The sequence below is a fragment of the Sphingobacterium sp. R2 genome, from assembly GCF_040760075.1.
Taxonomy (GTDB): domain Bacteria; phylum Bacteroidota; class Bacteroidia; order Sphingobacteriales; family Sphingobacteriaceae; genus Sphingobacterium.
Genome location: NZ_CP142884.1, coordinates 1829713 through 1844059, shown reverse-complemented (window position 1 = coordinate 1844059; position 14347 = coordinate 1829713). Strand labels below are relative to the sequence as shown.

12 protein-coding genes and 1 riboswitch are annotated in these 14347 nt (G+C 38.1%); of the genes, 4 read left to right on the top strand and 8 right to left on the bottom strand.

Annotated elements, in window-relative coordinates:
• Positions 1-28 precede the first annotated feature (28 nt).
• The 7 genes from VXM68_RS07625 to VXM68_RS07595 all read right to left on the bottom strand — a co-directional run bounded on the left by VXM68_RS07625 (position 29) and on the right by VXM68_RS07595 (position 8236).
• A complete protein-coding gene (locus VXM68_RS07625) occupies positions 29-1219 on the bottom strand; it encodes a serine hydrolase (protein ID WP_294187222.1) in 1191 nt (396 codons plus the stop codon).
• Between the two features lie 370 nt (positions 1220-1589).
• Positions 1590-3218 carry a 2-oxo acid dehydrogenase subunit E2 gene (locus VXM68_RS07620; protein WP_367210937.1) on the bottom strand — a complete coding sequence of 543 codons (1629 nt, stop codon included), beginning with the start codon at positions 3216-3218 and terminating at the stop codon, positions 1590-1592.
• A gap of 29 nt (positions 3219-3247) precedes the next feature.
• Positions 3248-4243 (bottom strand): pyruvate dehydrogenase (acetyl-transferring) E1 component subunit alpha, encoded by a 996-nt coding sequence (gene pdhA / locus VXM68_RS07615; RefSeq protein ID WP_046674850.1) that lies wholly within the window; start codon positions 4241-4243, stop codon positions 3248-3250.
• Positions 4244-4486: 243 nt separating this feature from the next.
• Entirely contained in the window at positions 4487-5869 is a 1383-nt protein-coding gene (hisS, locus tag VXM68_RS07610) for a histidine--tRNA ligase (protein WP_294187219.1), read from the bottom strand.
• Positions 5870-5893: 24 nt separating this feature from the next.
• Positions 5894-6634 carry a ribonuclease III gene (rnc, locus tag VXM68_RS07605; RefSeq protein ID WP_293953010.1) on the bottom strand — a complete coding sequence of 247 codons (741 nt, stop codon included), beginning with the start codon at positions 6632-6634 and terminating at the stop codon, positions 5894-5896.
• Between the two features lie 84 nt (positions 6635-6718).
• Entirely contained in the window at positions 6719-7972 is a 1254-nt protein-coding gene (gene fabF, locus VXM68_RS07600; protein WP_293953012.1) for a beta-ketoacyl-ACP synthase II, read from the bottom strand.
• A 27-nt stretch (positions 7973-7999) separates the two neighbouring features.
• Positions 8000-8236, bottom strand: coding sequence for an acyl carrier protein (locus tag VXM68_RS07595; RefSeq protein WP_028070665.1), 237 nt, complete (start codon positions 8234-8236; stop codon positions 8000-8002).
• Positions 8237-8553: 317 nt separating this feature from the next.
• Between VXM68_RS07595 and VXM68_RS07590 the strand changes: the two genes are divergently transcribed.
• The gene (locus VXM68_RS07590) at positions 8554-9018 is read left to right on the top strand and encodes an IPExxxVDY family protein (RefSeq protein WP_293953014.1); all 465 of its coding nucleotides are present in this window, start codon (positions 8554-8556) and stop codon (positions 9016-9018) included.
• Between the two features lie 134 nt (positions 9019-9152).
• A complete protein-coding gene (gene pyk / locus VXM68_RS07585; RefSeq protein ID WP_293953016.1) occupies positions 9153-10580 on the top strand; it encodes a pyruvate kinase in 1428 nt (475 codons plus the stop codon).
• 45 nt (positions 10581-10625) lie between these two features.
• On the opposite strand, the gene VXM68_RS07580 is transcribed toward pyk, so the two are convergent.
• A complete protein-coding gene (locus VXM68_RS07580) occupies positions 10626-10955 on the bottom strand; it encodes a hypothetical protein (protein WP_294187217.1) in 330 nt (109 codons plus the stop codon).
• A 451-nt stretch (positions 10956-11406) separates the two neighbouring features.
• On the opposite strand from VXM68_RS07580, the gene VXM68_RS07575 reads away from it, so the two are divergent.
• Both VXM68_RS07575 and VXM68_RS07570 read left to right on the top strand, forming a co-directional pair.
• A complete protein-coding gene (locus VXM68_RS07575; protein ID WP_293953020.1) occupies positions 11407-13239 on the top strand; it encodes a sensor histidine kinase KdpD in 1833 nt (610 codons plus the stop codon).
• A gap of 102 nt (positions 13240-13341) precedes the next feature.
• Entirely contained in the window at positions 13342-14031 is a 690-nt protein-coding gene (locus VXM68_RS07570; protein WP_294187215.1) for a response regulator transcription factor, read from the top strand.
• A 186-nt stretch (positions 14032-14217) separates the two neighbouring features.
• Positions 14218-14320, top strand: a riboswitch (SAM riboswitch).
• The last annotated feature ends 27 nt before the right edge of the window (positions 14321-14347 follow it).

Sequence of the window (14347 nt, the reverse complement as noted above, 5' to 3'; positions counted from 1 at the left end):
ATATCACCTATTGATCACGCCCGAAAACTTACTCATCAATGATAAAATCCCCGTGACTACTATAGGCGTTTTTACGCAATACCGGCATTCCCAAGATTTTATAAAGCTCGTCTAATTTAACCAAACTTCCATTAGTCATATTAGAAAGCAGAACAATGACAATATTTCTTTTTAGATCTCTTACATAAATATGTCTAAAACCGTGCCACCAACCTGTATGGTATACGATATGATCATTACCATGCTCAAACGTACGCCAACCATAACCATAGCTAAAAATCCCTTTTTTCGCATCAGGATATCCTCTATATGCCGAATCTAATGTGGACTGTTTTAACAGCTTTCCATCCCTCAAAGCGAGGTCAAAGCGATAAAGATCACGAACGGTACTATAGATCCCCTTGTCACCAAGCGGTCCATCCTGAAAATTTTGTACAACGGATCTCCTCCATATCTTATCGTGACCAATAACGTTGGTAGGAATTTTATCATATACAGCCTTTGAAAGAGCAGCCGTATTTGTCATCCCTGCGACATTGAACACGCTATCTTTCATATAAGTAGCGTAGTCTTGCTTTGAAACCTTCTCTATGATAGCCCCTAAGACCATAAAGTTCGAGTTATTATAAAAAAAACGTCCCCCTGGCGCCCCATAGCGATTAGGCTTAAACTCGGTCAGCATTTTCATTACATCCTGATTAGTCATCCCCTTTTTACGATCAGGCCAGTGTTTTTCTGAAAAGTATACGTAATTAGGTAATCCCGAACGATGAGTCAATAACATTTTTATTGTAATGCCTGGATATGGAAAATCAGGATAGAAGTCATTGATCGTTTGATCGAGGCGCAACTTTCCAGCCTCCACCAACTTTAAAGTCCCGACGGCTGTAAGCGGCTTAGAAACGGAAGCCAACTCAAATTTGTCGTCAATTTTTAGGCTATCCCGTTTTAAGTAATTAGCCCAACCGAATGTATTTTGATATAAAATTTTTCCATCTTTGGCAATAAGAACATTTCCGTTGAAGGCAGCTTTTGAATGAAGATTTTTCATAAAAGCATCGATCTTCAAATCTGCATTATTGGAATTATAAACCAGTCTTGTACTATCTACTTTTGCCTGCGCGATTGCTGCTTCTTTTTGTTTTTTCTCTTTTGAACTACAGGCAACTGTAGATGCCAACAAAAGAGCGACCATTCCCTTTAAAAAAAATAATTTCACTATATTATGTCTCCCGGATTTTTGTGATTTGTACTGTATATCAATAAATATCACCTATTTCTCTTTTATTAAATGATATAAAATTATCGAAGTTCATAATCGAAGAACAAGCGTATTGATAATAATGCTAAAATGAAGATTTTAGTATAAAAAAACGAATTTTTTCCTCACTATATTGTTATTCATCGTTTATGTTACCTAATCGACTTACTACGTTATTCCGTTTTAAGAACATTCAAGCCTAATTAGGTAAACATCCGGTAAATGGCCAAGATAATAGAAGCTATTCACTTTCACGAGCTTAGACTAATTTATAAAACAAAAAAAGCCACTTTATTGCTAAAGTGGCTTTCATTCCTTTGTTAAAGGACTATGCTAACAATCTCACTGGATTTTCAACCAAAGATTTCAATGTCTGTAAAAATGCAGCTCCAGTTGCGCCATCTACCACACGGTGATCACAGCCTAATGTCACTTTCATTACATTACCTGGAACTACTGCGCCATTTTTGACAACAGGAACAGCCTGAATCGCTCCAACAGAAAGGATTGCACCATCTGGAGAGTTTATGATGGAAGTAAATTCATCAATTCCGAACATCCCCAGGTTGGAAACTGTAAATGTAGATCCTTCCCAATCCGCAGGTTGCAGTTTTTTAGCTTTTGCTTTTTGAGCGAAGTCTTTCACCTCGGCAGAGATATGCGATAATGATTTACCATCTGCAAAACGCACAACTGGAACTAATAAACCATCTTCAACAGCCATTGCAACACCAATGTTGGTATGCTCATTGAAACGGATTTTATCGCCTTGCCACGAAGAGTTTACAGCTGGATGTTTTTTCAACGCAACAGCTACAGCTTTTACAACGATATCATTAAAAGAAACTTTTACTGGAGCAACTTCATTGATCTGCGCACGAGCAGCCATAGCATTATCCATGTCTATAGATACTGTCAAATAGAAGTGCGGTGCGGTAAACAATGATTCAGCCAAACGACGCGCAATAGTTTTACGCATTTGGTTAACTGGTTTTTCTGTGTAACGTTCTTCCCCCACATACGTAGGTAAAGTAATCGCCTTTGCTTCTGCAGGAGCAGCTGCGGATTTTGTCTCTACAGGTTGTGCAGCTGCAGGAACAAAAGACTCAACGTCTTTCTTCACAATACGGCCACCATCTGCAGACCCCTTAATATCACTTAAGTTGATCCCCTTTTCTTGCGCAATTTTACGTGCTAAAGGCGAAGCTTTCACACGAGAATCATCGTTGCTAACGGCCGCAGGAGCCGCAGGAGATGATGCAGTTGAAGTAGCATCAGCTTTAGGAGTTTCAGTCGTTTCCGCCTTTGGCGCATCAGATTTTTGATTCAACAACGGAGTAATGTCAGTTCCAGCAGGACCAACGATTGCTATGATGTCGTTAACCTTTGCAGCTTCTCCAGCTTCAAGACCTACATATAACAAGGTACCGTCAGCATAGGCAGTAACTTCCATCGTAGCTTTATCCGTTTCTACATCTGCAATGGCATCGTCAGATTTAATAGTATCACCAACTTTAAAGTTCCATTGCGCGATCACACCTTCTTTCATGGTATCACTCAACAACGGCATTGTGATCACAGTACACCCTAATTCTTCGGGGGTAACTGTACTCGCTGAAGATTGTGGAGTAGAAACTTCTTCTTTTTTGTCTTCAGTCTTTTCTGGTGCTTTCTCAGCTTCAGGAGCATCTCCGCTCAACAGCGCTTGAAAATCTTCTCCTGGTTCGCCCAAAACTGCAATAACAGCGTCAATAGCTACTGCTTCGCCTTCTTTGGGACCAATATATAAAAGAGTTCCTTCTTGGTAAGACTCAAAGTCCATAGTAGCTTTGTCCGTTTCGATCTCCGCTACTAAATCGCCAGAATTCACTTTATCACCAACTTTTTTGTGCCATTTAGCGATAACCCCTTCGGTCATCGTATCGCTCATTTTCGGCATTCTTACTACTTCAGCCATTCTTTATTATATTATCAAGTTAAAGAGTATTAATCTAAAATAAATGGATAGTCTTGTTGTACATAGACATCTTTGTACAATTCATCTGCAGTTGGATAAGGAGATTCCTCTGCAAATTTAACTGATTCCTCAACTACTTTTTTCACATCAGCTTCTACTTCAGCAAACCAAGCGTCATCAGCATAGTTGTTTTCTAAGATAGCATGTTTGGTCGACAACAATGGATCACGGTCTTTATAAGCTTCTAGCTCTTCTTTAGTACGATACTTCGCTGGATCAGACATCGAGTGTCCTTTGTAACGATAAGTACGAATTTCCAAGAATGTAGGTCCTTCGCCCGCACGAGCACGTTGAACAGCCTCATCCATCGCGTTGTGTACAGCAACAACATCCATTCCATCTACTGGAGCTGAAGGCATATCAAAGCCCAAGCCCATTTTGTAAATATCCTGCATATTAGTTGTACGTTGGACAGACGTACCCATGGCATAACCATTGTTTTCACAAACAAAAATAACAGGCAATTTCCACAACATCGCCATGTTCAATGTTTCGTTGAATGCACCTTGACGTACAGCTCCGTCGCCCATATAACAGATGTTTACATTATCTGTACCGAGATATTTTTCAGCAAAGGCAATACCAGCACCTAAAGGAATCTGACCACCAACAATACCATGGCCACCCATGAATTTATGCTCTTTGGAGAAGAAGTGCATGGAGCCTCCTTTACCTTTGGAACAACCTGTGATCTTTCCATATAATTCAGCCATACAAGCATTGGCAGAAACGCCTTTAGCCAAAGCGTGGGCGTGATCACGATAAGCAGTGATTAAAGAATCTTCAGGTTTAATAACCGACATCGTTCCAGCGACAACTGCTTCTTGTCCTATGTACAAGTGACAGAAACCACGAATCTTTTGCTGTCCGTAAAGTTGACCTGCTTTTTCTTCAAACTTACGCATAAGTAACATTGACTTATACCACTCCAAATATGTCTCTTTTGTTATAGGTGTTGAACTCATTTCAAAGTTTTGATTTTCTTACTATTCTAGACTACAAATCTAATAATTTTGGACGAATTTCCTTGTTCAAAAATCAATTTTATTTCTACTTTAAGACACTTCTAAGACATTTGATTTAAAGTATATAGCATTTGATTACAAATAAATGAACGGCACAACCAAATAAATCAAAAACTTATGAAAATAAAAAAGCCAAACGACTTAATAATCATTTGGCTTAACCTATTCTACACAAACAGTGCGTTATCGAAGTTTTTGGATCAGCTCACTTTCAGTAACCTTTATTTGCTCACCACTTTCCATGTCTTTTAAAGACAATTGCCCCGAAGCAGCCTCTTCTTCCCCTACCAATAACACATAGGGAATTCCTTTTCCATCCGCATACCCCATTTGCTTTTTCAATTTGACAGGAGTAGCATAAAGTTCCGAAGCAATATTTTCTTGACGAAGTTTGTTTAGTAAGCGAAGTGTATACACTTCGAGTTGCTTATCAAAATTAATAATAAGAAGTTTTGTGGTTTCGGCTTTACCAGTTGGAAAAAGATTCAATTCTTCGAGTACATCATAAATTCGGTCAGCACCAAAAGAAACTCCAACTCCGGTCAACCCCTTCAGTCCAAACATCCCTGTGAGATCATCGTAACGACCGCCGCCACCGATGCTTCCCATCGCAACCTCATTGGTCTTGACCTCAAAAATACAGCCCGTGTAATAATTTAGACCACGAGCCAATGTTATGTCCAAGTCTATGATTTGATTCAGCAATTTTTCTTCTGCACCTAATTTGCCAACATAGTCAAACACTTCCTCAATCTCCGCAATACCATTCAAACCGACAGCAGAAGTGGCTAAAATCATTTTTAAGGAAGAAATTTTCTCTTCATTCGAGCCTTCCAATAAAATGATAGGTTTCAAAATAGCAAGATCCGCTTCAGTAAAGCCTCGCTCAAGCAATTCTTTGTTGACACCATCCAAGCCGATTTTATCCAATTTGTCGATCGCTACCGTCATATCGACAATCAACTCCGGCTTTCCGATAATTTCGGCAATACCTGAGAGAATTTTCCGGTTGTTGATTTTAATCGCAAAATCTTTCAGTCCAAAACGCTCGAAGGCCTCTTGATAAATCAGAATGAACTCCGCTTCATTCAGTAAACTTTCAGATCCAACCACATCCACATCACATTGATAAAACTCACGATATCTTCCGCGCTGCGGACGATCAGCACGCCATACGGGTTGTACTTGAAAACGCTTAAATGGTAAAGCAATATCATTCTGGTGCATTACGACGTAACGTGCGAAAGGCACAGTAAGGTCATATCTTAGCGCTTTCTCTGAAATATGTGGAATGAGTTTATTGGAATTTTTATCTTGAAGCAGGCTGTCTGGCGCTTTTGCCATGTAATCACCCGAATTAAGAATCTTAAAGATCAGCTTATCACCCTCATCGCCATATTTACCGGTAAGCGTGGTTAAATTTTCAAATGAAGGGGTTTGTATTTCACTATAGCCATATTTTCTGAATACCGTTTTCAGTGTATCGAAAATATAGTTGCGTTTGATCATTTCGGAAGGCGAAAAATCACGCGTTCCTTTTGCCAAAGAAGGTTTTACTACTGCCATATTTGGCAAAGTTAACAAAATCCTTTATTCTACTTCTAGAATTTTAAGGAATTCACAGGCTTTCTCCGCAGCTGATTTCTCTGCAGATTTTTTATTGAAATCGCGACCTAGTCCGCATACGACACCATCAACAACGGCTTCAATACTAAACATTTTAGAAGATTCACCCTGCGGATTGTCTGTTTGCTGAAAGACAATCTCTTTGCCCGTATGCTGACACCATTCAATCAACCTACTTTTAAAGTTTGTTTCAGTCTGTTCTAATAGAAGAATATCAACATGAGGCTTAATGATTCTATTCAGCAGGAAGTTTTTTGTAAAAACATAGCCTTTATCGAGATAAACGGCTCCTATTAATGCCTCGAAAGCATCGCCCAGTAACGACCCTTGTTTATTAGGAAAACTAATCATTCGTGCATCAAACTGAATCAGTTCATTAAATCCTAATTTTCGGGAAAGCTGATTCAGATTTGCCCTACTGACAATCTTCGAGCGCATTTCAGTCAAGAAACCTTCATCTTTATAAGGATATTTCTTAAATAACAATTCGGCGACAACCGAACCCAAAACAGCATCACCTAAGAATTCCAAACGTTCGTTGCTATTCTTTGCGCCCTCTTTAATTGTAATAGCCACAGACTTATGTCTGAAGGCCATTTTGTACAAGTGTACATTTCCGGGAACAAATCCAAGCAGGTTTTTTAGTTTTCTAACGTATTCCCGCTCCGGCGAAATATATAATTTATATATCCTAGCAAAAGGCATCTCTTCTAAAAATAAGGCGACAAGTCCTAATTAAAGAACCTGTCGCTAGCTCATATTATCAAACCATGTTTGAAGGATCAAACATTAAGCTTTATATTTTTTCACAATAACGGTAGCATTATGCCCTCCGAAACCAAATGTGTTACTCAATGCTGCGTTAACAGTTCGTTTCTGCGCTTTATTGAATGTAAAATTCAATTTATTATCAATTTCTGGATCATCCGTAAAGTGATTGATTGTCGGTGGGACAATATCATTTTGGACAGCCAGAATAGAGGCAATAGCTTCTATCGCTCCTGCAGCTCCGAGAAGGTGCCCAGTCATCGATTTCGTTGAACTGATATTCAGTTTATATGCGTGCTCACCGAACAAGTCGACAATAGCCTTAGTTTCACTAATATCGCCAACAGGGGTAGAGGTTCCGTGAACATTGATATAATCAATATCTGAAAAATCCATCTCTGCATCGTTGACTGCCATTGTCATGGCTAGTTTAGCACCCAAACCTTCAGGATGCGAGGCCGTGATATGATGTGCATCGGCACTCATTCCACCACCAGCAATCTCTGCATAGATTTTTGCTCCACGTGCCAAAGCATGCTCTAAGCTTTCTAAAATCAAAGCACCTGAACCCTCACCAGAAACAAAACCATCTCTATCTTTATCAAAAGGACGCGAAGCTGTTTTTGGATCGTCATTCCGAGTTGACAAAGCGTGCATTGCATTAAATCCACCAATTCCAGCTTCATTAACTGTTGCCTCTGAACCACCCGTAACAATCACATCAGCTTTCCCCATACGAATATAATTGAAAGCATCTATCATTGCATTGGTAGCTGACGCACAAGCCGATACTGCAGAAAAGTTAGGACCACGAAGGCCATGACGCATAGAAATATGTCCTGGAGCAATATCAACGAGCATCTTAGGAATGAAGAAAGGATTGAAACGCGGGGTTCCATCTCCTTTTGCAAAATTTGCAACTTCTTCAGTAAAGGTTGTTAAGCCCCCAATTCCTGAACCCCAAATTACCCCGATACGGTTGGTATCAAGTTTTTCAAAATCTAAGCCAGCATCTTTAATTGCCTCATCGGTTGATGCAATTGCATACTGTACAAAAGGATCGACTTTACGAGCTTCCTTACGATCCATAAAATCATGTGGATCAAACCCCTTTACCTCACACGCAAACTGAGTTTTGAATTTTGACGCATCAAAATGCGTAATAGGAGCGGCCCCGCTTACACCATTTATTAAAGCCTCCCAGTAAGCTGAGACGGTATTACCAATTGGTGTAAGGGCGCCTAATCCTGTTACTACTACTCTTTTAAGCTCCATTTATTACGATTAGCCTAATTAAATTAGTTAGTTAACGTTTTTTTCTAAATAAGCGATTGCTTGACCAACAGTACCAATAGTTTCTGCTTGATCATCAGGAATAGCAACGTTGAATTCTTTTTCAAACTCCATGATCAACTCAACAGTGTCAAGTGAATCAGCACCTAAATCATTAGTGAATGAAGCTTCTGGCGTTACTTCGTTTTCGTCAACACCTAATTTTTCAACGATAATTGCTTTTACTCTTGAAGCGATATCTGACATGATTTTATAGTTTAATTGTTTAATAAATCTGTGCAAAGAAAAATAAATTTCATCAAAATTCAAACCTAAAATGATATTTAGATGAAAGTCACCATGTTAGGCGACCGAACTTATTCGCGTATTATACTAGCTAACCCACTCTATATTAACTTAGTTCAAGTATAATAAAAAATATTTTGTATTCCAAACGCTCAGCTAATTAACTCAAATTTTACACAAAAAGTATATTCCAACCTTAAAATTATTAGTACCTTCGTTACAAAAGGCAGACAAATTTAAGCATTAAAGTGGTCAATAAGTTAGTAACGCGATTAGATATGGACATGGAAGAAGAGTTGGATTTCACCCTACTCGCCATCACCTGCCCGTTGAAAGATTACCGACTCTGTCACTTCATCAACAAGGAGACTAACCTCAATTTTTCCAGAGGAAAGGAAAGCAAATATGATCATGATGGACGACAAAAAAATAAATCCGAAGAGGAGCTAGAATATCATATTGTCTTTGACCCAAAGAAAAAAAATAACTACCACTTCACTGCTTATCATTACATTGTACCCGACGCTGACACAGAATATTTCCTGATCAACAATAAGAGCATCGAAGGAACTTATTTAATTCCTGAAAACCCGCACTTTGATTTTTTTATCATTATCAAAAACTTCATCTGCGAAGAAGATGTAGAGCATATGATCAAAAGGATCAGCAAATTACCCGAAGTGGTCATCGCAAAAGAAATATCACCAAAAATATTGAAATCTAAAGAAAATCTCATATTTTAGCAAACTGTAGGTTAGTGTAGCAAATACACTCCCGTTTAGATCTAAATTAATTCGATTTAGTTTTGACAAAACACAACAACATAGCTCGCTATTTGTTGTGATTAATGAAGAACATTTAAAATACAAAATAACAGATGGAAAAAGTTCAAAAAAGGACTAAAATTGTCGCAACATTAGGCCCTGCTTCGGCAGACAAACAAGTTTTGACCAGCATGATTGCCAAAGGGGTTGATGTGTGTCGGTTGAATTTCTCTCATGGCAGCCAGGCAGATCACCTTAAGGTAATCGAAACTATAAATGCAATAAATAATGAAACAGGATTCAATGTTGCCATCTTAGCTGATTTACAAGGTCCGAAAATTCGGATCGGAAAAATGAAAGAAGGTGGCGCTGTTCTGGTTAACGGTTCAAAAGTTGAAATCACCACACAAGAACTTATCGGAGACGAAAACAGAATTTACATCACATACGAAAACTTTCCAAACGATGTTGAAGCCAACGAAATCATTTTACTTGACGACGGAAAACTTCAACTTCGTGTTTTAGAGACTAATCATAAAGATACAGTTACTTGTGAAGTCGTACACGGTGGTGTCCTTACTTCACGTAAAGGTGTTAATTTACCGAATACAAAAGTATCTATTCCTTCATTGACAGAGGAAGATTTAGATAACCTGAACTTTGCTTTGGACCATGGCGCTGACTGGATAGCTATGTCATTCGTACGCTCTGCTGAAGACATCGCGCAATGTAAAAAAATCATAGCGGCAAAAGGAAGTCATGCGCGCATAATCGCAAAAATTGAAAAGCCTGAAGCGATCGAAAATATTGATGCAATTATCGAAGCAACAGATGCTGTTATGGTTGCTCGTGGAGATTTGGGTGTTGAGCTTCCCATGGAAGAGGTACCAGGACTTCAAAAGATCATCGTACAGAAATGTAGAGATCTTTCAAAACCTGTAATCATTGCAACGCAGATGTTGGAAAGCATGATCACTACACCTCGTCCTACACGCGCTGAAGTAAATGACGTCGCAAACTCTGTATTAGACGGGGCTGACGCAGTTATGTTAAGTGGAGAAACATCTGTAGGTGAATTCCCTGAAATTGTGATCGAAACAATGAGTAAAATCATTATTCACGTGGAACAAACTTCTTATCCTTATTATAATGAGAAAGTTAGTGAAATCCACGATGGCACACTAATTCCTGATGCTATCTGTGCTTCCTCCGTCTATCTCGCTCAAAAAACAAATGCCTCAGCAATTGCTGTTTTGACCTCGTCTGGAGCAACAGCGTTTGAAATTACTAGCTATAGACCAAATGTAGATATCTTAGTTTTCACAGGAACACAAAAACTTTTGAAACAATTAAGCCTGCTTTGGGGTGTAAAAACCTTTATCTATGACAAGTTCGAAAGCACAGATGGTTCTATCCATGATGTTAACAAGTTTATTGTAAAAAACAACTATGTTAAACCAGGTTCAATTATCATCAATACGGCTTCTACTCCGTTAATTGAAAAAGGTAAAACAAATACTATCCGTGTTTCTCAGTTATAGGAAGTATAGGATTAGGCAAAAAAAAATAGCGTTCTAAATTGAACGCTATTTTTTTTGCCTGTTTTTATATAAAGAATCAATCTTTAATTTAAACCCTTCCATCTTTAGTGAATCACTTATTCGTTTGAGTGGAAGATCAACAGCTTCCCGATCTGCCTTAGGCATCTTTTCTGTTCCGGGCATCGGAGCCAGACTGTCCATACGCCTTAACTTCTTAACGGGCATGCGATACTTTTCATCTGCCGAATCCAATTTAAGAATAGGCATTTTTGTTTCTTTTTCCTCAATTAAGGGAACCTGTGGTTTCACCTTAACCTGCCCCAAAGCGACGGTTCCCACCGAAGCCAATGTCAGTAATAATACGTAACTTCTCATCTGTATATCGTTATTTAATAGTATTTAAATGCATATAAGTATAAGCAAACGTACACACTCCACTTATTCACTCCTGATTATTTTAAATTGCATTCAATAATATTGCTCACACCTACTCATGAATTCACCAGCGCGTTCATTCATCAGTCAAACTCCATGGCATTGATTAAAAATCGACTACTATGCTCAAATTCACAGCATAACTCGTCACTATCCACTAATTTACAAACAACAACACCTATATTTAAAAAGCTTGCTGTTAAACATTGTTAAAACAGCTTCAAAACACATCAGCATCTTTATATTTGTAACAATTCAAGAAAATGAGCTATAGCATCTCTATGGCCCTTAGAATGGTAGAAGGCATGCAGGCACAAATAGTAAATAACGAATTGAGTGCTCTAAACTTTGTGATACAGTAAAACTTATATTTATTTAACCGTCTATTCAAATGAAGAAAAATAGCATTGTATTGATCATTGGACTGATGTCATTGGCCCTTATCGGCGTTTTGGCTATGCAATTCTATTTTTTAAGAGATTCTTATCGTCAAAAATCTCAATTGTTTGATGAATCTGTCAATGCTGCGATAACAGCTGTTGCAGGAAAGTTAGAGCGGCGAGAAGTTGTTGACTTCGCTAAAGTTCAACAAGAACGAAATCTTGAAAAATCCAAACAAGAACAGGCAAAACAACGCCTTTTGGCCGAGCAACTCGAAATACAATATAGAATTGAAGAGCTAAAGAACAAGCAGCATACTATTTTCTCCAACTTCAAAGAGCAAGAAGATCAATTACGTGCGTTATATCCTAATGTTATTGAAATAAAAAATTCATTTTACGAGACATATATTAAAAGACCAGAGTACCAGAAATACATCAAATTTTCTGTTTCAAATGAGCTTACCGATGACAATCTCGTACAAGCCTTTATCATGCTCAACGCATCAAAGGTAGATGATCAGGTGAGCGGAAAAGATGATAGTACGCGCTTTGTTATTCCCTTACTGGATGGCCTGGTTGATCAGCAAACCAAATTCAGGGTAGCCACCTTACCCCCAAGAGAGGATGCAAAACTTACAAAAACGATCGCTGATTTAGAAAAAAGACTGGATGTGCTTAATAAAAAGAACTCCTGGTCGGGGTTTAACGTTTACGATTCTGTTGCCATGTTGGGGGGCAAAAAGGCTGACTATATCGAAGATGTCGCTATTGGAATGGAATTGGCTAAACGCCCATTGAAAGATAGGTTAAATATTATCATCGTTCAAGAGCTTATCAAGGAGGAATTGGCTCAACGCGACATCAGAGCGCCATTTAATATCGAAATATGGAGCACAAACAATATTTTACTTAATAATATCCTTAACGAAGCGGCATTAAAGAATCCTTCAAATACAACACGGTACTCCACTGCTCTCTTTAAAGGCGACATTGGTGCTGCGCCGGGAAAATTAACGATTTATTTTCCAGACAAAAAGGCGATTATTGCAGATAACATGGGTTATCTCCTTTTGCCTATGCTTGCACTACTTTTTTTATTAGTAGGGTGTTTTGCATACACGTTGATTATCATCTTTAGACAAAAGAAAGTTTCGGAGATGAAAACAGATTTTATCAACAACATGACACATGAGTTTAAGACGCCAGTTGCGACTATCATGATTGCTAGTGAATCGCTTAAGGACCCCGATATCAATGCCGACCATAAACGCGTTCAAAAATTGGCCAATATCATTTACGACGAGAATGTTAGATTAGGAAATCACATTGAACGTGTACTTGATTTAGCTCGACTAGAAAAAGAAACCTTAAAATTAGATCAGGTAGATGTTCATATTAACGATCTTGTTTCTGCGGTTACAGACAGTATGCAGCTCAGAATGCAGAATATTGGCGGAAAATTTACTATTGATCTGGCAGCCACTAAAGATATCGTCGTTGGCGACGAACTGCATTTCTCAAACGTATTTTATAACCTATTGGATAATGCAATTAAATACAACAAAGGTGATCTACATGTGAATATACAATCAAAAAACGTCGGTGATAGTATTGTGGTCACTATAGCTGACAATGGTATCGGTATGAGCCGAGATCACCTTCAAAAGATTTTTGACCAGTTTTACCGCATACCTACGGGGAATGTCCACAATGTAAAAGGATTTGGTCTCGGTCTAAGTTATGTACAAGATATTCTGAGGAGACTGAATGGAAAAATTACGGTTAAAAGCGAAAAAGATAAGGGCACGACCTTTGAGGTAATATTGCCTACAAAAAAATAAAAGGTTCCTTTTTTGTATATTTCCTCTGTAAAAGAATTTTAAAGGTAGAGGAAGCTGATTTATCAGCATCAAGGGAATTCGTTAAAATTTAAAGTATTCATTATGCAAAAGATATTATTAGCAGAAGACGATCCTAATTTAGGGGATCTTTTAAAAGACTATCTCGAATTAAAGGGAAAATTTGACGTCACACTATGTACAGATGGTGATGAAGCAATATCCCAATTCAAGAAAAATAACTACGACCTCTGCATCTTCGATGTGATGATGCCTAAAAAAGACGGCTTCTCGGTTGGGCGTGAAATCAGAAAAACGAACAATACTGTTCCTATAATCTTTGCCACAGCAAAAGGTATGATGGAAGATAAAACTGAAGCTTTTGAACTTGGAGGAGATGATTATATCACCAAGCCGTTTCGCGTTGAGGAATTGTTACTTCGCATCAATGCTCTGCTTAAACGCAGTGTTCGTGATAAAGAGGAAGAGATCGTTGCAGACAAATTTGAAATTGGCGATTATTTCTTTGATTATACAAGCCAGCAGATTTCCTATAAAGGGCAGATGCAAAAACTATCGACTAAAGAGGCTGAACTATTACGCCTGCTCTGCCTAAAGAAAAATGATGTATTGACAAGAGAGGAGGCTTTATTAAAAATATGGCATGATGACAACTATTTTACGGGTAGAAGTATGGATGTCTTTCTCAGTAAACTTCGAAAATATTTGAAAGAGGATAGTAAAGTGGAGATTGTAAATGTACATGGAAAAGGTTACAAACTTTTGGTAAGCTAAAAACAGAGGGAAGGAGTAATAGGATCATTCCCATTTTTTTTGTCTATAGTGTATAGAATTATGAAATAAAGTAATAATTCGATGAAAAGAAGAGAAAAAAACAATTTTATTCTTAGTAGAATATAAAAAATAAATACACTTTTCTAAAAAATTTGCATTTTTAAAATAATTACGTTACCTTAGCATCGCTTATAGAGAAAGGCAGAGGGAATAGACCCGATGAAGCCTTAGCAACCTGTCCCTTGACAAGGTGCTAAATTCTACCCATTGTATATGGGAATGATAAGCCGAAGTCACCAAATTCTAGTGTGTCCTT

Excerpts from the sequence above, each read along its gene's own strand:
- pyk (WP_293953016.1), top strand. The coding sequence starts at position 9,153 with ATGGAAAAAGTTCAAAAAAGGACTAAAATTGTCGCAACATTAGGCCCT.
- VXM68_RS07580 (WP_294187217.1), bottom strand. The coding sequence starts at position 10,955 with ATGAGAAGTTACGTATTATTACTGACATTGGCTTCGGTGGGAACCGTC.
- VXM68_RS07620 (WP_367210937.1), bottom strand. The coding sequence starts at position 3,218 with ATGGCTGAAGTAGTAAGAATGCCGAAAATGAGCGATACGATGACCGAA.
- VXM68_RS07575 (WP_293953020.1), top strand. The coding sequence starts at position 11,407 with ATGAAGAAAAATAGCATTGTATTGATCATTGGACTGATGTCATTGGCC.
- pdhA (WP_046674850.1), bottom strand. The coding sequence starts at position 4,243 with ATGAGTTCAACACCTATAACAAAAGAGACATATTTGGAGTGGTATAAG.
- rnc (WP_293953010.1), bottom strand. The coding sequence starts at position 6,634 with ATGCCTTTTGCTAGGATATATAAATTATATATTTCGCCGGAGCGGGAA.
- VXM68_RS07595 (WP_028070665.1), bottom strand. The coding sequence starts at position 8,236 with ATGTCAGATATCGCTTCAAGAGTAAAAGCAATTATCGTTGAAAAATTA.
- VXM68_RS07570 (WP_294187215.1), top strand. The coding sequence starts at position 13,342 with ATGCAAAAGATATTATTAGCAGAAGACGATCCTAATTTAGGGGATCTT.
- hisS (WP_294187219.1), bottom strand. The coding sequence starts at position 5,869 with ATGGCAGTAGTAAAACCTTCTTTGGCAAAAGGAACGCGTGATTTTTCG.
- fabF (WP_293953012.1), bottom strand. The coding sequence starts at position 7,972 with ATGGAGCTTAAAAGAGTAGTAGTAACAGGATTAGGCGCCCTTACACCA.
- VXM68_RS07590 (WP_293953014.1), top strand. The coding sequence starts at position 8,554 with ATGGACATGGAAGAAGAGTTGGATTTCACCCTACTCGCCATCACCTGC.